This is a genomic window from Streptomyces cyslabdanicus (assembly GCF_052663305.1).
Genome location: NZ_JBQRUW010000019.1, coordinates 81303 through 101719 on the forward strand (window position 1 = coordinate 81303; position 20417 = coordinate 101719).

Consider the following 20417-nt stretch of genomic DNA (forward strand, 5'->3'; position numbering starts at 1 on the left):
ATGGGGGAAAACGTGCGCATCCTGCCCTGCGGCTCCTGGCCCTCGCCCGTCGACGCGGCCCTCGCCGCCGCACACGACGGCAGGCCGGAGTTCCCGGAATTCGTCGGCGACGAGGTGTGGTGGACCGAGCCGCGGCCCGCCGAGGGCGGACGCCGGGCGCTGGTACGGCGGCTCGCCGACGGCTCGCGGTCCACGGTGCTGCCCGCACCGTGGAACGTGCGCAGCCGCGTCATCGAGTACGGCGGCCGTCCCTGGGCCGGAGCCGTCGTGGACGGCGTGCCGCTGCTGGTGTTCGTGAACTTCGCCGACCAGCGCCTGTACCGGTACGAGCCCGGCGGCGAGCCGCGCCCGCTCAGCCCGCTCTCGGCGGTGGGCGGCGGACTGCGCTGGGCCGAACCCCAACTGCGCCTGGAACACGGCGAGGTGTGGTGCGTGCTCGAGGAGTTCACCGGGGAGGCCCCCACCGACGTGCGGCGTGTTCTCGCCGCCGTGCCGTTGGACGGCTCGGCCGCCGACGACCGGGCCGCGGTACGCGAACTCACCGACGACCGGCACCGGTTCGTGACTGGCCCCCGGCTCTCGCCCGACGGGCGGCAAGCGGCCTGGCTGGCCTGGGACCATCCGCGGATGCCCTGGGACGGCACGGAACTGCTGGTGGCCCAGGTGCGCGCGGACGGCTCACTCGGCACGCCCCGGACGGTGGCCGGCGGCCCCGAGGAGTCCATCGCCCAGGCGGACTGGGCCGCCGACGGCTCGCTGCTGTACGCGAGCGACCGCGGCGGCTGGTGGAACCTCTACCGCGACGGTAAGCCGCTGTGCGTCCGCGAGGAGGAGTTCGGCGGCCCGCTGTGGAAGCTGGGCCAGCGCTGGTTCGCGCCGCTGGACTGCGGTCTGGTCGCGGTCGTGCACGGGCGTGGCGCCACCGCCCTCGGCGTGCTCGACCCGGAGACGGGCGAGGTCGTCGACGCGGCGGGCCCCTGGACCGAGTTCGACGCGTCGCCGGCGGTGCACGGCGACCGGGTCGTCGCGGTGGCCGCAGGCCCCCGCAGCGCGTACGAGGTCGTCGAGCTGGACACCCGGACGGGCCGGACACGGGTGATCGGCGCCGCGCACGAGGACCCGGTCGACCCCGCGTACTACCCCGAGCCCCGGACCCGCACCTTCACGGGGCCGGACGGCCGGGAGATCCACGCCCACATCTATCCGCCGCACCACCCCGAATGCGCGGCGCCCGACGGCGAACTGCCGCCGTACGTCGTGTGGGCGCACGGCGGACCCACCAGCCGTGCGCCCCTCGTGCTCGACCTGGAGATCGCCTACTTCACCTCGCGGGGCATCGGCGTCGCCGAGGTCAATTACGGCGGATCCACCGGGTACGGCCGCGAGTACCGCGACCGGCTGCGCGAGCAGTGGGGCGTCGTCGACGTCGAGGACTGCGCGGCGGTCGCGCTCGCCCTCGCCGACGAGGGCACCGCCGACCGCTCGCGGCTGGCGATCCGGGGCGGCAGTGCGGGCGGCTGGACCACTGCGGCCTCCCTGGCCACGACCGACGTCTACGCCTGCGGCACGATCATCTACCCGATCCTCGACCTGACCGGCTGGGGCACGGGGGAGACCCACGACTTCGAGTCGCAGTACCTGGAGTCCCTGGTCGGACCGCTCGCCGAGGTGCCCGGCCGGTACGCGGAGCGCTCGCCCGCCGAGCACGCGGACCAAATCACGGCTCCGTTCCTGCTGCTCCAGGGCCTGGACGACGTGATCTGCCCGCCGGCCCAGTGCGAGCGGTTCCTCGCCCGGCTGGCCGGTCGGCGGCTGCCGCACGCGTACCTCGCGTTCGAGGGTGAGGGGCACGGCTTCCGCCGGGCCGACACCATGGTGCGGGCCCTCGAGGCGGAGCTGTCGCTGTACGCTCAGGTCTTCGGCCTGGACCCGGCCGGCATCCCGACCCTGGAGCTCGGCACGTGAAGGAACTCGCCCGCCCCACCCGGCTCGCTCCCGGCGCGCGCGTGGCCGTCGTCGCGCCCAGCGGGCCCGTGCCCGAGGAGCGGTTGCAGGCCGGCCTGGACGTGCTGCGCGGCTGGGACCTGGATCCGGTGGTGGCGCCGCACGTGACGGCCCGGCACGGCACGTTCGACTACCTGGCGGGCACGGACCGCGACCGCGCCGCCGACCTTCAGGGCGCCTGGTGCGATCCGTCGGTGGACGCGGTGCTGTGCGCCCGCGGCGGCTACGGCGCCCAGCGCATGGTGGACCTGCTCGACTGGGAGGCCATGCGGGCGGCCAGACCGAAGGTGTTCGTCGGCTTCAGCGACATCACCGCGCTGCACGAGGCGTTCGCCACCAGGCTGGGCCTGGTCACGCTGCACGGGCCGATGGCCGCCGGGGTCGACTTCGTCAAGAACGACCGGGCGCAGCGGCACCTGCGGGCGACCCTGTTCGCGCCCGAGACGGTCCGCTCCCTCGTCTCCGGCGGCCCGGCCCTGGTCCCCGGGCGGGCCCGCGGCGTCACCCTCGGCGGCTGTCTGGCCCTGCTCGCCGCCGACCTCGGCACGCCGCACGCGCGGCCCGGCGCGGCCGGGGGGCTGCTGTGCCTGGAGGACGTGGGCGAGGAGGCCTACCGTCTGGACCGGTACCTCACCCAGCTGCTGCGCGCCGGTTGGTTCGACGGGGTGCGCGGGGTGCTGCTCGGGTCCTGGAAGGACTGCGAGACCCCCGACCGGGTGCGGGCCCTGCTCGCCGACCGGCTCGGCGGACTCGGGGTGCCCGTCGCCGAGGAGTTCGGCTTCGGGCACTGCGAGGGCGCGGTGACCGTCCCCTTCGGTGTCATGGCCGAACTCGACGCCGACGCGGGCACGCTGACGCTCGACGAACCCGCCCTGCGCTGACCGTCCTGCGCCGACCGCGGGGTGGCCGGGCGCGCGCCGCGCGTAGGGTGACGGCATGCCGCACACCGCAGTCCACTACGTCGCCGAAGGGCCCCGCGTGGGGATCCGGCCCTTCACCCAGGAGGACGGCGCCGAGTTCACCGCCCGGGTCCGCGAGAGCGAGGAGCTGCACCGCCCGTGGCTCTTCCCGCCGGCCACGGCCGAGGCGTACACCACCTACGCCCGGCGGCTGATCGAGGACCCGGCTAAGGCAGGCTTCCTGGTCTGCGAGAGGGACACCGGTGCCCTCGCCGGGTTCGTCAACATCAACAACATCGTGCACGGCGCGTTCCGGTGTGGCGCGCTCGGCTACGGCGCCTTCGCGCACGCCGCCGGGCGCGGCCTGATGCGCGAGGGCCTCGACCTCGTCATCGGCTACGCCTTCGGCCCGATGCGGCTGCACCGGCTGGAGATCAACGTCCAGCCGCTCAACACCGCCTCGATCGCGCTGGCCCGCGCCTGCGGCTTCCGCCTGGAGGGCTTCTCGCCGGACATGCTCTTCATCGACGGGGCCTGGCGCGACCACGAGCGGTGGGCGCTCACCGCCGAGACGCGCGCTTGAAGTTGACCTTCATGGTGTCCAGGTCCGTCACCGTCGACCGCAGGTCACGAAAGCCGTATCCGAGGCCGCGCAGGGCGCTCTCCGCGCGGTCCTCGGCGATCGCGGCCGCCATCTCCTCGCCGTCCTCCGCGTCGCATACCACGACGTAGCGCATCGAGAAGTGCTTCAGCGGGGACGGCTCGTACGACAGCGAGCCCTCCTCGGTGAACCGCATGCTGAGCATGCCGTGCTCGCCCGCCTGCGCGCGCAGCCGTTCCCGTGCCTCGTCGGTCAGTGCGTCCCAGGTGCCCCGGACGATCACCCGGTAGGTGTGCTGCTCGCTCATCGGCTCTCCGTACTTCTCCGTGCTCGGCCAGGGGCCACAGGGGGTGACCGGCCGACTCTACGGCGCCCGCGACGCGCCGACCACGGAATATCGCCGTGCCCGCACAGCGCCGGGCCCGCTCAGCCCCGGCGGTCCATGTACTCGTACACCGTCCCGTCCGGGTGCAGGGCGATCAGGTTGCGGCCCACCGGTGTCGGGACCGGCCCGGCGACGATGTGCGCGCCGAGCCCGGTCAGCACCCGGTGCGCCTCGTCGACGTCCTCCACGGCTATCGTCGCCGTGACCTTGCGCAGCACCTCCAGCTGCGACTCGGGGCCGCTCATCAGCAGGAAGCAGCCGACCGCGGCCACCTGGACGCCGCCCTGCTCGAAGCGGAGAGCTCTGGCACCCGCGAGACCTTCGTAGAACGGGACGGCGGTGTCCAGATCGTTGACGCAGACGCGCAGGGTGGTTCCCAGAATCTCCATGCGCACGAGCGTAGTTGGGGCCGCCTGGCGAGGAGATCGTTTCACCGGATCGCCCGTGACGCCCACCCCCTCCGCCACATCCTCGGACGGTGTTATGCGTACGCCTGCGCGGGTACCCGCGCCGCATGAAGGGCTTGGATCACCTGGAGCACTTGGACAAGGAACTGGTCGACGAGCTGGCGCAGGTGGCGCGTGAGACGGTGCGCGACGAACTGCGCGAGCAGACCCGCAGGCAGCGTCGCACCGCCGCGCTGTACGCCGCGTCCGGCGCCGTCGCCCTGTACGCGGGCGCGGCCCTCGCACTCACCGTGGGGCTGGCCCTCGCGATCGGCCTGCCCGGCTGGGCCGCCGCACTGGTCACCGCGGTCATCCTGGGCGCGGCGGCCTACGCGCTGCGCGAGGCGGCCCGGCCGTCGGCGTCGCGGCACACGCGGCACGTGCCGGAGCACGGCACGGGCCTCGCGCCCGGACAGGGCAGGGGCGTCCCGCCGGCGGGCGGCACCGGCACGTCGTCGGGTGCCGCGGGCCGGGCGGCGGGCGCGACCGGCAGGGCGGCGGATGCGGCGTACCCTCCCGTACCGCCGGTGCCGCCCCCGCCTCCGGCCGCCGGGCCGGAACATCCCGGGGAGACCGACCCCGGAACGGACCGCCGGGCCTGACACCCCGCCGCGATCCCGCAGCCGGAACTCCACGTTCCGCGCTGCCGGAACTCCGTGTCCTCTGCTGCTGGAGCGTGACATGACACCGGGCGTCCGCTCGCCCTCCCGGGCGGCGGGCGCCCGCCCCTGTCCTCGTCCCCGCCTGGTGCCGTCACGGCGGGCGCGGCGGCCGATCCGGTGTCGGCGGAAGTTTGGGTGAGCAGGCCGAGGGGACGCGGGAAGTCCCGCACCACCCCCACCACCTGTACCAGGAATACGACGTACACGACCGCGCCGGAGGCGAACCGTGAGTCGACCCCGCATCGTGATCGTCGGTGCCGGATTCGCCGGCTACCGCGCGGCCCGGACCCTGTCGAGGATGTCCCGGGGCAAGGCCGACATCACCCTGCTGAACCCGACCGACTACTTCCTGTACCTGCCTCTGCTGCCCCAGGTCGCCGTGGGCCTCCTGGAGCCGCGCCGGGCCGCCGTCTCCCTCGCCGGCGCGCTGCGCCACGTAAGGCTGGTCCTCGGCGAGGCCGACGGCATCGACCTGGACGGGCGCACCGTGCGCTACACCGACCCCGAGGGCGGCGAGGGCACGCTGGCCTACGACCGGCTGGTGCTCGCCGTCGGCAGTGTCAACAAACTGCTGCCGATCCCCGGAGTCACCGAGCACGCGCACGGTTTCCGCGGCCTGCCCGAGGCCCTGTACCTGCGGGACCACGTGACCCGCCAGATCGAACTGGCCGGCGCCGACGACGACCCCGAGACCTGCACGGACCGCTGCACGTTCGTCGTCGTGGGCGCCGGCTACACCGGCACCGAGGTCGCCGCGCACGGGAAGATGTTCACCGACTCGCTGGTGCGCCGGCACCCGCCCCGGCGGGGGATCCGGCCGCGCTGGCTGCTGCTGGACATCGCGCCCCGTGTGCTGCCCGAGCTGGACGAACGGCTCTCGGCCACCGCCGACCGCGTGCTGCGGCGGCGGGGCGTCGAGGTGCGCATGGGCACCTCCGTGCAGGAGGCCACGCACGAAGGGGTGCTGCTGACGGACGGCGAGTTCGTCCGCAGCCGCACCCTCGTGTGGTGCGTCGGCGTACGGCCCGACCCGCTGGTGGAGAACACCGGGCAGCCGCTGGAGCGGGGCCGGCTCGTCGTCGACCCCTTCCTCCAGGTGCCGGGGCGGCCGGAGGTGTTCGCGTGCGGGGACGCGGCCGCCGTCCCCGACCTGGACAAACCCGGCCGGTGCACCCCGATGACCGCCCAGCACGCCTGGCGGCAGGGCAAGGCGGCCGCGGTCAACGTCGCCGCCTCGCTCGGCGTCGGCGAGCGCCGCCCCTACCGCCACCGCGATCTGGGTTTCGTCGTGGACCTGGGCGGTGCGCAGGCCGCCGCCGACCCGTTCGGTGTCCCACTGTCCGGGCCGGTGGCCGGCGCGGTCACCCGCGCCTACCACCTCGCGGCGATGCCCGGAAACCGCGTCCGGGTGGCCGCGGACTGGCTGCTGGACGCGGTACTGCCGCGCCAGTCCGTCCAGCTGGGCCTCGTACGGTCCTGGTCCGTGCCCCTGGACACGGCCTCCCCGGAGCTGGCCCGCGTACCGGGCGGACCCGAGCCGCAGGCGAGGACGACGGCCGCGTCCGGACCGGCAGCGCGGACCGACGCCGGGCGCGGCGGGTCCCATCCCGCCCCCGGTCCGGTCAAGGCGGACGACATACCCGCGGAGGGAGACTCATGAACACCGACGAACTCGTCGAACTCGGCCAGCAGTTGCGCGTCGACAGTGTGCGCGCCGCCGCCGCGGCGGGCTCCGGGCACCCCACGTCCTCCATGTCCGCCGCCGACCTCATGGCGGTCCTGCTCGCGAACCACCTCCGCTACGACTTCGGCCGACCCGAGCACCCCGGCAACGACCGCTTCGTCCTGTCCAAGGGACACGCCTCCCCGCTGCTGTACTCCGCCTACAAGGCGGCGGGCGCCATCGACGACGAGGAACTGCTCACCTTCCGCAAGCTGGGCAGCCGCCTGGAAGGGCACCCCACCCCGCGACGGCTGCCGTGGGTGGAGACCGCCACCGGATCCCTCGGACAGGGCCTGCCCATCGGCGTCGGGATCGCGCTCACCGGCAAGCGGCTGGACCACGCCGACTACCGCGTGTGGGTGCTGTGCGGGGACAGCGAGCTGGCCGAGGGCTCGATCTGGGAGGCCGCCGAGCACGCCGGGTACGAGCACCTGGACAACCTGACCGTGATCCTCGACATCAACCGGCTCGGCCAGCGCGGCCCCACCCGCCACGGCCACGACCTGGACGCCTACGCCCGCCGCTTCCGCGCCTTCGACTGGCACACGATCGAGATCGACGGCCACGACCTGGACGCCGTCGACCGCGCCTACGGCGAGGCGGTCTCCACCAAGGGGCAGCCCACCGCGATCATCGCCCGCACCCTCAAGGGCAAAGGCGTCAAGGAGGCCGAGAACCGTGAGGGACTGCACGGCAAGCCACTGAAGCACCCCGACGAGGCGGTCGAGGAACTCGGCGGCGTCCGCGACATCCGCGTCCACGTGCACGAGCCGCGCTCCGCCCGTTCGCTGCACGCCGTGGGCGACGGCAACCTCGAACTGCCCCGCTGGGCCCGGGGCGAAAAGGCCGCCACCCGCGACGCCTACGGCCAGGCGCTCGCCGCGCTCGGCACCGCGCGCGGCGACGTCGTGGCCCTCGACGGTGAGGTCGGCGACTCCACCCGCTCGGAGTTCTTCGCCAAGGAACACCCCGAGCGCTACTTCGAGTGCTATATCGCCGAACAGCAGATGGTCGCCGCCGCCGTCGGAATGGCCCGGCGCGGCTGGGTGCCGTACGCGTCGACGTTCGCGGCCTTCCTGACCCGCGCGCACGACTTCGTGCGGATGGCCTCCGTCAGCGGCTCCGGGATCAACCTCAACGGCTCCCACGCGGGCACGGCGATCGGACAGGACGGGCCCAGCCAGATGGGCCTGGAGGACCTGGCGATGATGCGCGCCGTCCACGGCTCGACCGTGCTCTACCCGTGCGACGCCAACCAGACCGCGCAGCTCGTCGCGCGGATGGCCGACCTGGAGGGCGTCCGCTACCTGCGCACCTCGCGCGGGGAGAGCCCGGTGCTCTACGGGCCCGGGGAGGACTTCCCCGTCGGCGGCAGCAAGGTGCCGCGCTCCTCAGCACAGGACCGGCTGACCGTCGTCGCCGCGGGCGTCACCCTGCACGAGGCGCTCGCCGCCGCCGCCACCCTCGGCCGGGACGGCGTCGCGGTCCGCGTGATCGACCTGTACTCCATCAAGCCGGTCGACCGGGACACGCTCCGCAAGGCCGCCGAGGACACCGGCTGCCTGCTCACCGTGGAGGACCATCACGCCGAGGGCGGCCTCGGCGACGCCGTGCTCGACGCGTTCACCGACGGACGCCCGGTGCCGCGCCTGGTGCGGCTGGCCGTGCGGGTGATGCCGGGCTCCGCCTCACCCGCCGAGCAGTTGCATGCCGCGGGCATCGACGCCGAGTCGATCGTGGCCGCGGCGCGGCTGCTGGTGGAGGAAGCGGTCGTGCGGTGAGCGACGAGGCGCGCACGGTGCGCACCGGCGGGTTCCAGGAGGTTCGAAGCGATGTGTGAGTGATGCCCGTTTATGCCCAGGTTTGGCCGTGGAGCCTGCGGCCACCCGAGGGGGAAGAGGTGGCCATGGTGGAGCAAGACAACACCGCGGAGGTGCTGCGTGAGGCGCGGGCCCAGTTCGCCGAGCTGACCGGGCTGACCGCGGAGTCCGTGACGTCCTTCGAGCAGACGGAGGACGGCTGGTCGCTGGAGGTCGAGGTCGTGGAGCTGGCCCGGGTGCCGGACACCATGAGCCTCATGGCGAGCTACCGGGTCGCGCTCGACCCGCGGGGGCAGCTGACCGGCTACCGGCGCCTGCACCGCTACGAACGCGGCCGCGCCGACGCCCGCCGCCCCGGCGGCGGCTAGAGCGGCCACGGCCCCGGGCACGGGAGGCACCCGCAGACCCCGTGCGCGGACGCGGCCCGCAGGGCACAGACCTACGCACACCTACACAGACTTATGCGGGTGAGGAGGCCCGGTGGCATGACCGTTGTCCCGGCACAGACGTCCGGCGGCGCAGGCGGCAGCAGCGGCCTGTACGACGTACTGGAACTCGTCCTCGACCGGGGGCTGGTGATCGACGCGTTCGTGCGGGTCTCCCTGGTCGGCATCGAGATCCTGAAGATCGACGTGCGGGTCGTCGTCGCCAGCGTCGACACCTACCTGCGCTTCGCCGAGGCCTGCAACCGGCTGGACCTGGAGGCCGGCCCGCACCGGGCGCCGGGCCTGCCCGACCTGGTCGGAGAGGTCACCGAGTCCGGCGCGCGCGGCAAGGCGAAGGGGGCGTTGTCCGGCGCCGCGCAGACCGTCTCCGACGCCTTCCAGCAGGGCCGCCAGGAGCACGCGGGCGAGCGCGCGGGTGAGGCCGGGGAGCGGCCGAGGCCCCGTAGGACCGGGCCGGCCCGGCGGAAGGAGGAGCGGGAGTGAGCACGTACGTCTACGCGATCACCGCGGCCTCGCACCCGTCCCTGCCGCGGGATCTGGGCGGGGTGGGCGAGCCGGCCCGCCCGGTGCGCGTGCTGGAGGCGGGCGAACTGGCCGCGGTCGTCAGCGACGCGCCCGAGGGGCTGCGGCCCAAACGGCGGGACCTGCTCGCCCACCAGGCCGTGCTCAGCGAGGCCGGTGCGACCGGCTGCGTGCTGCCGATGCGGTTCGGCAGCGTCGCCCCGGACGACGCCGCCGTCACCGGCGTGCTCACCGAGCGTGCCGAGCACTACCGCGAGCGGCTGCGGGCGCTGGAGGGCAAGGTCGAGTACAACGTCAAGGGTCACCACGTCGAGGACGCGGTACTGCACCGCGTGATGGCCGAGAACCCCGAGATCCGGTCGCTGGCGGAGGCCAACCGGCGCTCCGGCGGCGGAGGTTACGACGCCAAACTCCGGCTCGGGGAGCTGGTCGCGGCCGCCGTGCAGACCCGCGAGGCCGACGACGCCCGCGCGATCGTGCACGCCCTCGAACCGTACGCGGCCGCGGTCAGCGACGGCCCCCCGTCCACCGGCTGGCTGGTCAACGCCTCGTTCCTGGTGGACCGGGAAGCGACCGAGGACTTCGTGACCGCCGCCGAACAGGCCCGCAAGGACCTGCCCCACCTCGAACTGCGCATCAACGGCCCGCTCCCGCCGTACAGCTTCGTCGAACCCGGCCCCGCCGAGCCCGCGAGCACCACGGCCGGAGCCGACACAGGAACGGGGTGACGTCATGGGACTCATCTCCGAAGTGCTGCTGCTGCCGTTCGCACCGGCGCGCGGAAGCGCCTGGGCGATCCGGCAGGTACTGCGCGAAGCCGAGCGCATCTACTACGACCCGGCGGCGATACAGGCCGAACTGGCCCGACTCGAGGAGAAGCTGGAGGCGGGCGAGATCAGCGGCGAGGAGTTCGACCGCCGGGAGGACGAACTGCTGGACCGGCTGGAGACCGGCCTGCGCTCAGCCGCCGGGACGGGCGAGGGGACGGGTGAGTGGACAGGCGGGGGGACAGGCGAGGGGACGGCACCATGAACAAAGTGGGACTGGGTCTCGCGATAGGGGCCGGCTACCTCCTGGGACGGACCAAGAAGGCGAAACTCGCCCTCACGGTGGGCAGCCTGGTGGCCGGCAAGAAGCTGAACCTCGGTCCGGGCGGGATCGCACAGCTCGTCGAGCAGCAACTGGCGAACAACCCGCAGCTCAAGGAGATCGGCGACCAGTTGCGTGAGGATCTGAAGGGTGTGGGCAAGGCGGCCTCGGGGGCCGTGGCCGAACGGCAGATGAACGCGCTCGCCGACCGGCTGCACGGGCGGACCGCGCAGATCCGCGACGAACTCGCCGGCGTCGTGCCGCAGCCGGGCACGGACGAGGAGGCCGAGGGGGAGGACGCTCACCCGGACGAGCGCGAGGACGAGCGCGAACGCGAGGACGAGTACGAGGACGACTACGAGGACCGGGAAGGCCGCGAGGCCGAGGAGGGTCAAGGGGAGGCGGCAGGGGACCGGCGCGGGCCGGCCCGGAAGGAGGCGGCGAGGAAGGCCCCCACGAGGAAGGCCCCCGGGAGGACGGCTCCCGCGAGGAAGGCCCCCGCCAAGAAGGCTCCCGGCAAGAAGGCGGCGGCGGAGAAGACCGCGACCCGCGGGACGGCCACGAAGAAGACGGCCGCCGCCGGCGACACGCACCGCGCTGCCCGCTCCCGGCGGCCGAAGGGCGGTGGTGACCGATGACCGAGACCCTCGGGACCGCGACCTCCGCGGCCGGCGGCGCGGCGCGCGGCGCGGCGAAGGACACCCCGCTGGGGGACCTGGCCCACAGCGAGGCCGCCGACCGGCTCAAGGCCGAGGCCCAGGACTACCTCGCCGCCCAGGCCCAGCGGCTGCTGGTCGGCTTCGGCCACAAGCTCGGCGAGACCACCGGCATGCTCAACGACATCGCCGAGGGCAACACCCCGGGATTCGCCAGGCTCGCCCTCGACGCCGGTCGCAAGCTCGCCGAGGGCAAGGGCCCGGTGCGCTCGGTCCTGGAGCTGGGCGCCTCCCGCGCCAAGGACAGCGTCATGGGCGTGCTGAAGAACCTCGGCGGCGGTGGTGGGGCCAAGCGCAAGCGCGGCGGGGGCAACAAGCCCACCGTCATCATCGAGTCCGTCGACGTCGGCGTGCCGCTGCGCACCGCCTACGACCAGTGGACCCAGTTCCAGGACTTCAGCACCTTCGCCAAGGGCGTCAAGAGCGCGAGCCGCGCCGACGACACCACCTCCGACTGGCAGCTGAAGGTGCTGTGGTCCAGCCGCAGCTGGAAGGCCCACACCACCGAGCAGCTGCCCGACGACCGCATCCGGTGGACGTCGGAGGGCGCGAAGGGCACCACGAAGGGCGTCGTCTCCTTCCACCGGCTCGACGAGAACCTCACCCGGATCCTGCTGGTCATGGAGTACTACCCGAGCGGATTCTTCGAGAAGACCGGCAACATCTGGCGGGCCCAGGGCCGCCGCACCCGGCTGGACCTGAAGAACTACGTCCGCTTCATCACTCTCAAGGGAGAGGCCGAGGACAGCTGGCGCGGTGAGATCCAGGACGGCGAGGTCGTCCGCAGCCACGAGGACGCGGTGGCCGAGGAGGAGGCCGGCCACGAGGACGAGGAGGAGGGCCCGTACGCCGAGGAGGAGAACGGCGAGTACGAGGACGAGGAGGAAGAGGAAGAAGACGGGGAGGACGAGCAGGACGAGGAGTACGAGCCCCGGGACGAGGAAGAGCCCGAGGGCGAGGAGGAAGAGGAAGAGGAACCCGACCACGAGTACGCCGAGGGCGGGGGCCGCCGATGACGACGCCCAGCCGGCTGCCCGAACCGTACGGCCCGAGCGGCGGGGCCAACCTCGCCGACATCCTCGAGCGCGTGCTCGACAAGGGCATCGTCATCGCGGGCGACATCCGCATCAACCTGCTCGACATCGAGCTGCTCACCGTCAAGCTCCGGCTCGTCGTCGCCTCGGTCGACAAGGCCAAGGAGATGGGTATCGACTGGTGGGAGAGCGACCCGGCACTCTCCTCCCGTGCCCGCCGCGACGAACTCGCCCGGGAGAACGCGGAGCTGCGCGAGCGGCTGGCGCGACTGGAGGAGCTGGAGCTGGATCGTGGCCGCCCGGAGCCGGAACGCCTGGACCGGGGCCGCGTGGACCAGGACCGCGTGGATGAGGACCGTGTGGATGAGGACCGCGTGGGTGAGGACCGCGCTCGCAAGGAGGCACCATGACCGGACTGCGGTACGTCTACGCCGTCTGCCGGCCACTCGGCGCGCCCCTCCAGGCGCAGCTGACCGGGGTGGGGGGTGCCCCGGCCAAGCAGCTCAACCACCACGGTCTGGTCGCCGTCGTCAGCGAGGTGCCCGAGCGTGACTTCGCGGAGGAGCCGCTGCGCGCCCATCTGGAGGACCTCGACTGGCTCGCCGCCACCGCCCGAGCCCACCAGGGTGTCATCGACGCGCTGACCGTCGTCACCACACCGCTGCCGCTCAGGCTGGCCACCGTCTTCCGGGACGACAGCGCCGTCCGCTCGATGATCGAGGCCCGCGAGGACCACATCCGCCGCACCCTGGACCGGCTGGAGGGGCGCGTGGAGTGGGGCGTGAAGATCTACGCCGAGACCGAGCAGCCCCAGCAGACCCCGCAGCCCGTGCCCAGGGCCGCCTCGGGCCGGGACTACCTGCGGCAGCGGCGGCAGGAGACCCGGGCGGGCGAGGACCTGTGGCAGAAGGCGGAGACCTTCGCGACCCGGCTGCACGAGCAGCTCTCCGGCTTCGCCGAGGAGTCCCGGCTGCACGCCCCGCAGCACCCCTCCCTCGCCGCCGCGGCGGGGCGGAACGTGCTCAACGCCGCCTACCTGGTGCCGCGCGGCGACTCCGAGGAGTTCGTGGAGCTCGTCGACCGTACGAAGGACGACGTGCCGGGGCTGCGCGTGGAACTCACCGGGCCCTGGGCGGCGTACTCCTTCGCGGGGGAGGAGACATGACGGTCGTCGAACGCCGTGAGATCGCCCTGGTCGACCTGCTCGACCGGCTGCTCGCCGGCGGTGTCGTCATCACCGGGGACGTCACCCTGCGCATCGCCGACGTGGACCTCGTCCGCATCGACCTGAACGCGCTGATCAGCTCGGTGAACACGCACGTGCCCTCGCCCTTCGAGGAATAGCCGTGGCCCGGCGCAAGCACCTGGATCTGGAACCCGACACCGTCGAGCGGGACCTGGTGAAACTCGTGCTCACCGTGGTGGAGCTGCTGCGCCAGCTCATGGAGCGGCAGGCGCTGCGCCGCTTCGACGAGGGGGACCTGAGCGAGGAGCAGGAGGAGCGGATCGGCCTCACGCTCATGCTCCTGGAGGACCGCATGGGCGAGCTGCGCGACCGCTACGGACTGCGGCCCGAGGACCTGAACCTGGACCTCGGACCGCTGGGACCCCTGCTTCCCCGCGAGTGAGGCACGGCGGTCCCGAAGGGATCCCGGACCGGAAGCCGGGCAGCGGGGATCAGGCTTCCTTGCGGCACAGGACCTCTCCGTGCAGGACGGCGAACCATCCGTCGGGCCGCTCGCCCCACTCCCGCCATGCCGCCGACACGGCCCGCAGCCGCTCCTCGGTCGCGTGTCCGACCGCGACGGCGCGCTCGGCGTACGCCGAGGCCAGGGTGCGGTCGGCCCAGAGCCCGCTCCACCAGGCGCGCTCCTCCTCGGTGGCGTAGGTCCAGGTGCCGGAGGTGGCCGTGACGTCGGTGAAGCCGGCCGCCAGTGCCCAGGACCGCAGCCGGCGTCCGGCGTCCGGTTCGCCGCCGTTGGCACGGGCGACCCGCCGGTAGAGGTCCAGCCAGTCGTCAAGACCCGGCACGTTCGGGTACCAGGTCATCGCCGCGTAGTCCGCGTCGCGGACGGCGACGTACCCGCCCGGCCTCGTCACCCGCCGCATCTCGCGCAGCGCCTGCACGGGGTCGCCCACGTGCTGGAGCACCTGGTGGGCGTGGACGACGCAGAACGTGTCGTCGGGGTGGTCGAGGGCGTGGACGTCGGCCACCGCGAAGTCGACGTTGGTCAGGCCCCGCCCGGCGGCCGTGGCCCGTGCCTGCTCCAGGACGCCGGGCGCCCGGTCGACACCCGTGACGTGCCCCTGCGGGACCAGCTCCGCCAGATCGGCGGTGATGGTGCCGGGCCCGCAGCCGATGTCGAGGATCCTCATGTGCGGTTGGAGGGAGCCGAGGAGGTAGGCCGCGGAGTTGGCGGCGGTGCGCCACGTGTGCGAACGCAGCACGGACTCGTGGTGCCCGTGCGTGTAGACGGCCGTCTCCTGCTTCGGCATGGCGGTACCCCTTCTCGTCCCCTGAGCCCGCGGGCCCGCGGCCCCGGGCGGTGAGGATCACGGTACGCCTTCATGCCGTATGGTGAGACCCCGGTTTCAGAATGTGGACATCCGGGTGCCGGGCCCGTGGCCGGGGCTCATGCCGGGGCCGCTACCCTGAACTCGCCGTTTCTTGTGCGCGCGGGGCGGCACCGGCCGTCGTAGGGACCCTTCGCATGCGTCTGCTCCTCATCCGCCACGCCCAGACCCCCTCCAACGTGGGCCACCTGCTGGACACGCGGATCCCCGGGCCGGGTCTGACCGGGCTCGGCGAGCGGCAGGCCGCGGCGCTGCCGCGGGCCCTGGCCGGCGAGGACATCGAAGCGCTCTACGCCTCCACGCTGGTCCGCACCCAGCTCACCGCCGGGCCCCTGGCCGCCGCCCAGGGACTCGACGTGATCGTCCGCGACGGCATCCGCGAAGTGTCCGCGGGCGACCTGGAGACGGAGCCGGGCGACTCCGAGCGTGGACAGCTCTACATGCGTACGCTGCTGTCCTGGGCCGACGGTGACACCCGCACGCGCATGCCCGGCGGCGAGAGCGGCACCGAGGTGCTGGCCCGCTACAACGCCGTCGTCGCCGAGGCCGCCGCGGACCGCGCCGGAACCGTCGCCCTGGTCAGTCACGGCGCGGCCATCCGCCTGTGGACCGCGGTCCGCGCCCGCAACCTCGACGCGGAGTTCGCCGCCACCCACCCCCTGGAGAACACCGGCGTGGTGGTCCTCCAGGGTTCGGTCGGCACCGGATGGACGGCCCTGACGTGGGCGGACGCGGTCGTCACCCCGGCGCGGGAGAGCGGCCCGGCGGGACGGCCCGTGGACTTCGGATAAGGGTTTGCCCAGCTCGTGCGGCGGCCGCCACAATGCCTGACCATGGGACATCTGGAAGCCGCGCACCTCGAGTACGACCTCCCCGACGGGAGACCGCTGCTCGGCGATGTGTCCTTCCGGGTGGGCGAGGGGGCCGCCGTGGCCCTCGTCGGACCCAACGGCACCGGCAAGACCACCCTGCTCCGCCTGGCCTCCGGCGAGCTGAAGCCGCACGGTGGCACCGTGACCGTCAGCGGCGGCCTCGGTGTGATGCGGCAGTTCGTGGGGTCGGTGCGGGACGAGACGACCGTGCGCGACCTGCTCGTGTCGGTCGCGCCCCCGCGGGTGAGACAGGCCGCGCGGGCCGTCGACACGGCCGAGCACGCCATCATGACCGTCGACGACGAGGCCGCCCAGCTGCAGTACGCGCAGGCGCTGGCCGACTGGGCGGAGGCACGCGGCTACGAGGCCGAGACGCTGTGGGACATGTGCACCATGGCCGCGCTCGGCGTGCCCTACGACAGGGCGCAGTGGCGGCAGGTGCACACCCTGTCCGGCGGCGAGCAGAAGCGGCTGGTGCTGGAGGCGCTGCTGCGCGGCACGGACGAGGTACTGCTGCTCGACGAACCGGACAACTACCTCGACGTGCCCGGCAAGCGCTGGCTCGAGGAGCGGCTGAGGGAGACCCGCAAGACGGTGCTGTTCGTCTCCCACGACCGTGAACTCCTCGCCCGCGCCGCCGACCGGATGGTCTCCCTCGAACCCGGTCCGGCCGGTGCCGACGCCTGGGTGCACGGCGGCGGTTTCGCCACCTACCACGAGGCCCGGCGTGAGCGCTTCGCCCGCTTCGAGGAGCTGCGCAGGCGCTGGGACGAGAAGCACGCGCAGCTGAGGAAGCTGGTGCTGAACCTGCGGCAGGCCGCCACCGTCAGCCATGAACTGGCCTCTCGCTACCAGGCCGCGCAGACCCGGCTGCGCAAGTTCGAGGAGGCCGGCCCGCCGCCGGAGCCGCCGCGCGAGCAGGACATCCGGATGCGCCTGAAGGGCGGACGCACCGGCGTCCGGGCCGTCACCTGCCAGGGCCTGGAGCTGACCGGCCTGATGAAACCCTTTGACCTGGAGGTCTTTTACGGCGAACGCGTCGCCGTGCTCGGCTCCAACGGCTCCGGCAAGTCCCACTTTCTGCGGTTGCTGGCCGGCGAGGACGTGGCGCACACCGGCGCGTGGAAGCTCGGCGCGCGGGTGGTTCCCGGGCACTTCGCCCAGACCCACGCACACCCCGAACTGGTGGGCCGCACCCTGCTGGACATCCTGTGGAAGGAGCACTCCCAGGACCGTGGCGCGGCCATGTCCCGGCTGCGCCGCTACGAACTGACCGGGCAGGCGGAACAGACCTTCGACCGGCTCTCCGGCGGGCAGCAGGCCCGGTTCCAGATCCTGCTGCTCGAGCTGGCGGGCGCCACCGCCCTGCTCCTGGACGAGCCGACCGACAACCTGGACCTGGACTCCGCCGAGGCCCTCCAGGAAGGCCTGGAGGCCTTCGAGGGCACGGTCCTCGCGGTCACCCACGACCGCTGGTTCGCCCGCTCCTTCGATCGCTACCTGGTCTTCGGCAGTGACGGCAGGGTCCGCGAGACCCCCGAGCCGGTGTGGGACGAACGGCGGGTGCGGCGGGCGCGGTAACGCCCGCTCGCCGCCGGATCCCGCTCACTTCCAGCGCAGGACGGCGCCCAGTCCGCCCCTCGGCACGTCGTCACCGGCGGGGGCCGCCGGCACCAGGGACAGGGCCCTCGCGCCCTGGCAGACCGCCGAGCGGAGCAGGGCGTCGTCCGCCCGGGCGGGCCAGGAGTTCCCCTCGCCGAGGGTCCTCAGCTCCGTACGCCGCACGGCCAGCTGGTCGGCGTCCTCGCCGATCCACACCTCGCGGTGGGCGTCGGCGCCGTCCGGGCGGATCAGCAGTTCCTCAAGACGGTGCTCGCGGGCCGCCTCCACCAGCGCGGACACCCCCTCGGCGGCCCCGGAGCGGCCCTCGTCGTCCGGTGTCCGGGCCGCCCGGAACCGGTCAAGGCCGCTCTCGACGCGCTGGTGCACGTGCTGGGCGCGGATCCGCTCCACGTCCTCGTCCGGCAGTCTGCCGCCGGTGCCGTGGGCGGCCTGCGCCACGCGGTCGTGCAGCCGTTTCGGCAGCCGCCCGCGCACCTCGCGCCGCTCCCGTTCGTCCCCCACCAGGATCAGCAGGTCGGCATCCGTCTCCTCCTGGCAGACGCTGAGCGCGTCGGCGATCTCCACCGCGTTGTGCTCCCAGGTGTTCTCCACCTTCAGCTGGAACTGCCGCTCCGCCCAGTCCGTGCTCACCGTCCGGTGGACGGGCCACTCCAGCCCCACCACCGTCCCCGCGTCCTCCCCGCCCAGCGAGCTGCGCAGCTCGAAGTCCGCGCCCCGCCGGTCGACGTACGCGACGATCGCGATCGGATCCTCGCCCGCCAGATCCAGCAGCGGCGCCACGCGCGGCAGCGGCGCCCACTGTGCCCGGCTGCCGTCCTGCGGCGGACGGGCCAGCAGCGGGTCGAGCACGACGGACCCATTCCGCGCGAACAGCACCCGCCCGTGCGGACCGGGGACGTGGCCGAGCTCCTTCACGGCCTCCTCCACCGCCCGGCAGGTCGCCTCGTCCGCGCCGTGCCGCGCCAGCTCGCGCCCCAGGGCCCGGGCCGTCAGCTCCAGCCGGTGGGCCGTGTCCTCCGCGTGCCGCGAGGTGTCGACGTACACGGAGGCCCAGGGACCGGGCTGTTCGTACAGTGGATGGAGAAAGGCGAGATCCATGGCTCCCTCCCCAGAGACCGTTCGGTGGTGCCGCACGCCGGGCGGGTACCCGGACCGCAGGTACGAACACGACGAACGGGGCACCACGATGACCGGAGTCGACCCGGGACGGCTGGACGACCAGCAGCTGATGAAGGAGCTGGAGACGATCCACCGCACGCGCCACGACACGCTGCTGTACGGCTCGAACGACGCGCTGCGCGCCCACAACGAGCGCATGGCGAAACTCGAGGGCGAGTATCTGCGCCGCAACCCGCGCCGCCCGGTCGCCGCCGGCCGCACCCGCGAGGGAGCCCGGGAACGCGGATGCGGGGCGTCGGCGACTCCCCGCACCTGAGCACTCTCACGCGAGCATCCTCACGCGGACCTTCCGGACGCCGGAGGCTCAGTCCGCCTTCTGGGTGAGGACGTCGAGGAGCGCCGCGCAGAACGCCTTCAGATCGTCCGGCTTGCGGCTGGTGATCAGCTGGTTCGGGCCGTGGTCGCAGATCTTCACCTGCTCGTCGACCCAGATGCCGCCCGCGTTGCGGATGTCCGTGCGCAGACTCGGCCACGAGGTCAGCACCCGGCCCCGTACCACGTCCGCCTCGATCAGCGTCCACGGCGCGTGGCAGATCGCGGCCACCGGACGCCCCTGCTCGAAGAACGCCCCCGCGAAAGCCACCGCCTTCTCGTCCAGCCGCAGGAAGTCCGGGTTGGCCACGCCGCCCGGCAGGACCAGTGCGTCGTAGGAGTCCGGGGACGACTCGCCGACGACCGCGCCCACGGGGAACGTGTCGGCCTTGTCCAGGTGGTCGAAGGCCTGGACGAGGCCGGACTTCGTCGAGACGAGCACGGGCTCGTGACCGGCACCCTTCACCGCCTTCCACGGCTCGGTGAGCTCGACCTGTTCCACGCCCTCGGGCGCGGTCAGAAATGCAATGCGCATGATGCGTCAACGTCCTTTCGTCGCCCTTCACCGATTCGGCCGTCACGCCGGGCACCGACCCCGCCCCGGCGGGGGCGTCGCGGCCGTACCGTGAGAGGTCGTCCGCGGCGCCCCCGGGCGCGGGCCTAGGGGCGCTCCTCCCTCACGGGCCGCTCGGTGTGTGTCAGTTCCCGGGCCAGCTCCTGCACATTGACGTAGCGCGCCTTGTGCGGCAGCCGCTCGAGCGCCTCGATCAGCGCGTCGGGCGCGTTCTTGCGCCGCAGTTCGCGGGTCAGCTCGCCCGGACCCGCGGGAAAGGCGCTGCGGCCCAGGATCCTGGCCAGCTCCAGGCGGACGGTCTCCAGGGACGCCCGGGAACCGCCCGGCGCCACCGGGCCGCCCCACACCTCAGGGTCGTCCTCGGCGGTCGGCTCCGGGTCGTGCCACTCCTCGCTCCGCGTGGGATGGCCGGACCTGAGCAGCCCCTTCAGCTCGTGCTTCATCTCGTCGTCACGGTGGACACTCAGCCGGTCACTGCCTCGCTGCATGTCTTGCTCCAGATCGTCGGGGGTGGCCACCGCGTACCCGTGCGCGGGGAGCCGACACCGGTTTTCCCGGAAGGGATGACACCCGGGGCGGCCGGTGTCCTGCCGCGCAGCGGCGGGGTGTTCGGGAGCGCTGATCGGGCAGGGTCTTCGGGTCGGCGGCGCCGCCCGAACGGGAGCGGTCACCCGATAGGTCGCCGGTGTGCCGCGAATGGGGCCGGGCCGCGCGCGGCCCGCGACACCGGCGGCTGTGATGGCAGCGAAGGGCACGAACCCGTGCCGTCAACCGCCGGCCCTAGGTCCTGTCGTCAAACTCCCGTCGTCCGCCCGGAGGGCGGGCCTCGCGGCGTCAGGTGCGTGCTCTCGGCGTGCCGGGCCCTGGCCCTCGTACTGGATGTACTTGGGTCAGGGCCCGGTGCGGCGAGAGTGCGTGCATGGCGTCGCGGGGCAG

General features: G+C 73.3%; 25 protein-coding genes. 19 read left to right on the forward strand and 6 right to left on the reverse strand.

All coding sequences use genetic code 11. The features are described from left to right. Genes ACTYVM_RS13660 through ACTYVM_RS13670 form a run of 3 tightly spaced genes read left to right on the forward strand, consistent with a single transcriptional unit; the run spans window position 1 to window position 3486 of the window. The gene (locus tag ACTYVM_RS13660; RefSeq protein WP_445526207.1) at window positions 1–1965 is read left to right on the forward strand and encodes a prolyl oligopeptidase family serine peptidase; all 1965 of its coding nucleotides are present in this window, start codon (window positions 1–3) and stop codon (window positions 1963–1965) included. After that, entirely contained in the window at window positions 1962–2885 is a 924-nt protein-coding gene (locus tag ACTYVM_RS13665) for a S66 peptidase family protein (RefSeq protein ID WP_445526208.1), read from the forward strand. The genes ACTYVM_RS13660 and ACTYVM_RS13665 overlap by 4 nt, the downstream gene beginning before the upstream one ends. A gap of 55 nt (window positions 2886–2940) precedes the next feature. Beyond that, the gene (locus tag ACTYVM_RS13670; protein WP_445526209.1) at window positions 2941–3486 is read left to right on the forward strand and encodes a GNAT family N-acetyltransferase; all 546 of its coding nucleotides are present in this window, start codon (window positions 2941–2943) and stop codon (window positions 3484–3486) included. On the opposite strand, the gene ACTYVM_RS13675 is transcribed toward ACTYVM_RS13670, so the two are convergent. Next, window positions 3464–3811 carry a DUF6204 family protein gene (locus ACTYVM_RS13675; RefSeq protein WP_400027566.1) on the reverse strand — a complete coding sequence of 116 codons (348 nt, stop codon included), beginning with the start codon at window positions 3809–3811 and terminating at the stop codon, window positions 3464–3466. The two genes, ACTYVM_RS13670 and ACTYVM_RS13675, sit on opposite strands and share 23 nt — an antisense overlap. Window positions 3812–3930: 119 nt before the next feature. Beyond that, window positions 3931–4278 carry a VOC family protein gene (locus tag ACTYVM_RS13680; protein ID WP_376407377.1) on the reverse strand — a complete coding sequence of 116 codons (348 nt, stop codon included), beginning with the start codon at window positions 4276–4278 and terminating at the stop codon, window positions 3931–3933. A gap of 125 nt (window positions 4279–4403) precedes the next feature. Here ACTYVM_RS13680 and ACTYVM_RS13685 point away from each other — a divergent pair, with 125 nt between their 5' ends. The 13 genes from ACTYVM_RS13685 (at window position 4404) to ACTYVM_RS13745 (ending at window position 13975) form a co-directional block, all read left to right on the forward strand. After that, entirely contained in the window at window positions 4404–4937 is a 534-nt protein-coding gene (locus ACTYVM_RS13685) for a phage holin family protein (RefSeq protein ID WP_445526210.1), read from the forward strand. A 286-nt stretch (window positions 4938–5223) separates the two neighbouring features. Then, a complete protein-coding gene (locus ACTYVM_RS13690; protein ID WP_445526211.1) occupies window positions 5224–6657 on the forward strand; it encodes an NAD(P)/FAD-dependent oxidoreductase in 1434 nt (477 codons plus the stop codon). Beyond that, on the forward strand, window positions 6654–8501 hold the full coding sequence (locus ACTYVM_RS13695; protein WP_445526212.1) for a transketolase: 1848 nt from the start codon (window positions 6654–6656) through the stop codon (window positions 8499–8501). The genes ACTYVM_RS13690 and ACTYVM_RS13695 overlap by 4 nt, the downstream gene beginning before the upstream one ends. 125 nt (window positions 8502–8626) lie before the next feature. Then, a complete protein-coding gene (locus ACTYVM_RS13700; RefSeq protein ID WP_445526213.1) occupies window positions 8627–8908 on the forward strand; it encodes a gas vesicle protein GvpO in 282 nt (93 codons plus the stop codon). A gap of 117 nt (window positions 8909–9025) precedes the next feature. Beyond that, entirely contained in the window at window positions 9026–9469 is a 444-nt protein-coding gene (locus ACTYVM_RS13705; RefSeq protein WP_445526214.1) for a gas vesicle structural protein GvpA, read from the forward strand. Beyond that, window positions 9466–10236, forward strand: coding sequence for a GvpL/GvpF family gas vesicle protein (locus ACTYVM_RS13710; RefSeq protein WP_445526215.1), 771 nt, complete (start codon window positions 9466–9468; stop codon window positions 10234–10236). Before ACTYVM_RS13705 ends, ACTYVM_RS13710 begins: the two co-directional genes overlap by 4 nt. A 4-nt stretch (window positions 10237–10240) precedes the next feature. Further along, window positions 10241–10540, forward strand: coding sequence for a gas vesicle protein GvpG (locus ACTYVM_RS13715; RefSeq protein ID WP_445526216.1), 300 nt, complete (start codon window positions 10241–10243; stop codon window positions 10538–10540). Beyond that, entirely contained in the window at window positions 10537–11235 is a 699-nt protein-coding gene (locus ACTYVM_RS13720) for a DNA primase (protein WP_445526217.1), read from the forward strand. Before ACTYVM_RS13715 ends, ACTYVM_RS13720 begins: the two co-directional genes overlap by 4 nt. Next, window positions 11232–12329, forward strand: coding sequence for an SRPBCC family protein (locus tag ACTYVM_RS13725; protein WP_445526218.1), 1098 nt, complete (start codon window positions 11232–11234; stop codon window positions 12327–12329). Before ACTYVM_RS13720 ends, ACTYVM_RS13725 begins: the two co-directional genes overlap by 4 nt. Next, entirely contained in the window at window positions 12326–12757 is a 432-nt protein-coding gene (locus ACTYVM_RS13730) for a gas vesicle protein (RefSeq protein ID WP_445526219.1), read from the forward strand. Before ACTYVM_RS13725 ends, ACTYVM_RS13730 begins: the two co-directional genes overlap by 4 nt. After that, window positions 12754–13512 (forward strand): GvpL/GvpF family gas vesicle protein, encoded by a 759-nt coding sequence (locus tag ACTYVM_RS13735; RefSeq protein WP_445526220.1) that lies wholly within the window; start codon window positions 12754–12756, stop codon window positions 13510–13512. Before ACTYVM_RS13730 ends, ACTYVM_RS13735 begins: the two co-directional genes overlap by 4 nt. Continuing rightward, window positions 13509–13691 (forward strand): gas vesicle protein, encoded by a 183-nt coding sequence (locus ACTYVM_RS13740; protein WP_445526221.1) that lies wholly within the window; start codon window positions 13509–13511, stop codon window positions 13689–13691. Before ACTYVM_RS13735 ends, ACTYVM_RS13740 begins: the two co-directional genes overlap by 4 nt. A 2-nt stretch (window positions 13692–13693) precedes the next feature. Beyond that, complete coding sequence (locus tag ACTYVM_RS13745) at window positions 13694–13975, forward strand: gas vesicle protein K (RefSeq protein ID WP_400027585.1); 282 nt, start codon at window positions 13694–13696, stop codon at window positions 13973–13975. Between the two features lie 49 nt (window positions 13976–14024). Here the strand turns inward: ACTYVM_RS13745 and ACTYVM_RS13750 are convergent, their stop codons facing one another. Next, entirely contained in the window at window positions 14025–14843 is an 819-nt protein-coding gene (locus tag ACTYVM_RS13750; protein WP_445526222.1) for a class I SAM-dependent methyltransferase, read from the reverse strand. A 215-nt stretch (window positions 14844–15058) separates the two neighbouring features. Here ACTYVM_RS13750 and ACTYVM_RS13755 point away from each other — a divergent pair, with 215 nt between their 5' ends. Both ACTYVM_RS13755 and ACTYVM_RS13760 read left to right on the forward strand, forming a co-directional pair. After that, window positions 15059–15712 (forward strand): histidine phosphatase family protein, encoded by a 654-nt coding sequence (locus ACTYVM_RS13755; RefSeq protein ID WP_445526223.1) that lies wholly within the window; start codon window positions 15059–15061, stop codon window positions 15710–15712. A gap of 42 nt (window positions 15713–15754) precedes the next feature. Next, window positions 15755–17374 carry an ABC-F family ATP-binding cassette domain-containing protein gene (locus ACTYVM_RS13760; RefSeq protein WP_445526224.1) on the forward strand — a complete coding sequence of 540 codons (1620 nt, stop codon included), beginning with the start codon at window positions 15755–15757 and terminating at the stop codon, window positions 17372–17374. 24 nt (window positions 17375–17398) lie between these two features. On the opposite strand, the gene ACTYVM_RS13765 is transcribed toward ACTYVM_RS13760, so the two are convergent. Continuing rightward, a complete protein-coding gene (locus tag ACTYVM_RS13765; RefSeq protein ID WP_445526225.1) occupies window positions 17399–18514 on the reverse strand; it encodes a baeRF2 domain-containing protein in 1116 nt (371 codons plus the stop codon). Window positions 18515–18602: 88 nt separating this feature from the next. Here ACTYVM_RS13765 and ACTYVM_RS13770 point away from each other — a divergent pair, with 88 nt between their 5' ends. Beyond that, on the forward strand, window positions 18603–18851 hold the full coding sequence (locus ACTYVM_RS13770) for a DUF6158 family protein (protein ID WP_400027721.1): 249 nt from the start codon (window positions 18603–18605) through the stop codon (window positions 18849–18851). A gap of 48 nt (window positions 18852–18899) precedes the next feature. On the opposite strand, the gene ACTYVM_RS13775 is transcribed toward ACTYVM_RS13770, so the two are convergent. Next, on the reverse strand, window positions 18900–19442 hold the full coding sequence (locus ACTYVM_RS13775; protein ID WP_445526226.1) for a type 1 glutamine amidotransferase domain-containing protein: 543 nt from the start codon (window positions 19440–19442) through the stop codon (window positions 18900–18902). 125 nt (window positions 19443–19567) lie between these two features. Continuing rightward, on the reverse strand, window positions 19568–19969 hold the full coding sequence (locus tag ACTYVM_RS13780; protein WP_445526227.1) for a DUF2795 domain-containing protein: 402 nt from the start codon (window positions 19967–19969) through the stop codon (window positions 19568–19570). Window positions 19970–20417 lie beyond the last annotated feature (448 nt).

Bases quoted from the DNA above. Each gene is read 5' to 3' on its own strand.
- ACTYVM_RS13660 (WP_445526207.1), top strand. From the start codon at position 1: ATGGGGGAAAACGTGCGCATCCTGCCCTGCGGCTCCTGGCCCTCGCCC.
- ACTYVM_RS13670 (WP_445526209.1), top strand. From the start codon at position 2,941: ATGCCGCACACCGCAGTCCACTACGTCGCCGAAGGGCCCCGCGTGGGG.
- ACTYVM_RS13675 (WP_400027566.1), bottom strand. From the start codon at position 3,811: ATGAGCGAGCAGCACACCTACCGGGTGATCGTCCGGGGCACCTGGGAC.
- ACTYVM_RS13680 (WP_376407377.1), bottom strand. From the start codon at position 4,278: ATGGAGATTCTGGGAACCACCCTGCGCGTCTGCGTCAACGATCTGGAC.
- ACTYVM_RS13685 (WP_445526210.1), top strand. From the start codon at position 4,404: ATGAAGGGCTTGGATCACCTGGAGCACTTGGACAAGGAACTGGTCGAC.
- ACTYVM_RS13695 (WP_445526212.1), top strand. From the start codon at position 6,654: ATGAACACCGACGAACTCGTCGAACTCGGCCAGCAGTTGCGCGTCGAC.
- ACTYVM_RS13700 (WP_445526213.1), top strand. From the start codon at position 8,627: ATGGTGGAGCAAGACAACACCGCGGAGGTGCTGCGTGAGGCGCGGGCC.
- ACTYVM_RS13705 (WP_445526214.1), top strand. From the start codon at position 9,026: ATGACCGTTGTCCCGGCACAGACGTCCGGCGGCGCAGGCGGCAGCAGC.
- ACTYVM_RS13715 (WP_445526216.1), top strand. From the start codon at position 10,241: ATGGGACTCATCTCCGAAGTGCTGCTGCTGCCGTTCGCACCGGCGCGC.
- ACTYVM_RS13720 (WP_445526217.1), top strand. From the start codon at position 10,537: ATGAACAAAGTGGGACTGGGTCTCGCGATAGGGGCCGGCTACCTCCTG.
- ACTYVM_RS13725 (WP_445526218.1), top strand. From the start codon at position 11,232: ATGACCGAGACCCTCGGGACCGCGACCTCCGCGGCCGGCGGCGCGGCG.
- ACTYVM_RS13730 (WP_445526219.1), top strand. From the start codon at position 12,326: ATGACGACGCCCAGCCGGCTGCCCGAACCGTACGGCCCGAGCGGCGGG.
- ACTYVM_RS13735 (WP_445526220.1), top strand. From the start codon at position 12,754: ATGACCGGACTGCGGTACGTCTACGCCGTCTGCCGGCCACTCGGCGCG.
- ACTYVM_RS13740 (WP_445526221.1), top strand. From the start codon at position 13,509: ATGACGGTCGTCGAACGCCGTGAGATCGCCCTGGTCGACCTGCTCGAC.
- ACTYVM_RS13750 (WP_445526222.1), bottom strand. From the start codon at position 14,843: ATGCCGAAGCAGGAGACGGCCGTCTACACGCACGGGCACCACGAGTCC.
- ACTYVM_RS13755 (WP_445526223.1), top strand. From the start codon at position 15,059: ATGCGTCTGCTCCTCATCCGCCACGCCCAGACCCCCTCCAACGTGGGC.
- ACTYVM_RS13760 (WP_445526224.1), top strand. From the start codon at position 15,755: ATGGGACATCTGGAAGCCGCGCACCTCGAGTACGACCTCCCCGACGGG.
- ACTYVM_RS13765 (WP_445526225.1), bottom strand. From the start codon at position 18,514: ATGGATCTCGCCTTTCTCCATCCACTGTACGAACAGCCCGGTCCCTGG.
- ACTYVM_RS13770 (WP_400027721.1), top strand. From the start codon at position 18,603: ATGACCGGAGTCGACCCGGGACGGCTGGACGACCAGCAGCTGATGAAG.
- ACTYVM_RS13775 (WP_445526226.1), bottom strand. From the start codon at position 19,442: ATGCGCATTGCATTTCTGACCGCGCCCGAGGGCGTGGAACAGGTCGAG.
- ACTYVM_RS13780 (WP_445526227.1), bottom strand. From the start codon at position 19,969: ATGCAGCGAGGCAGTGACCGGCTGAGTGTCCACCGTGACGACGAGATG.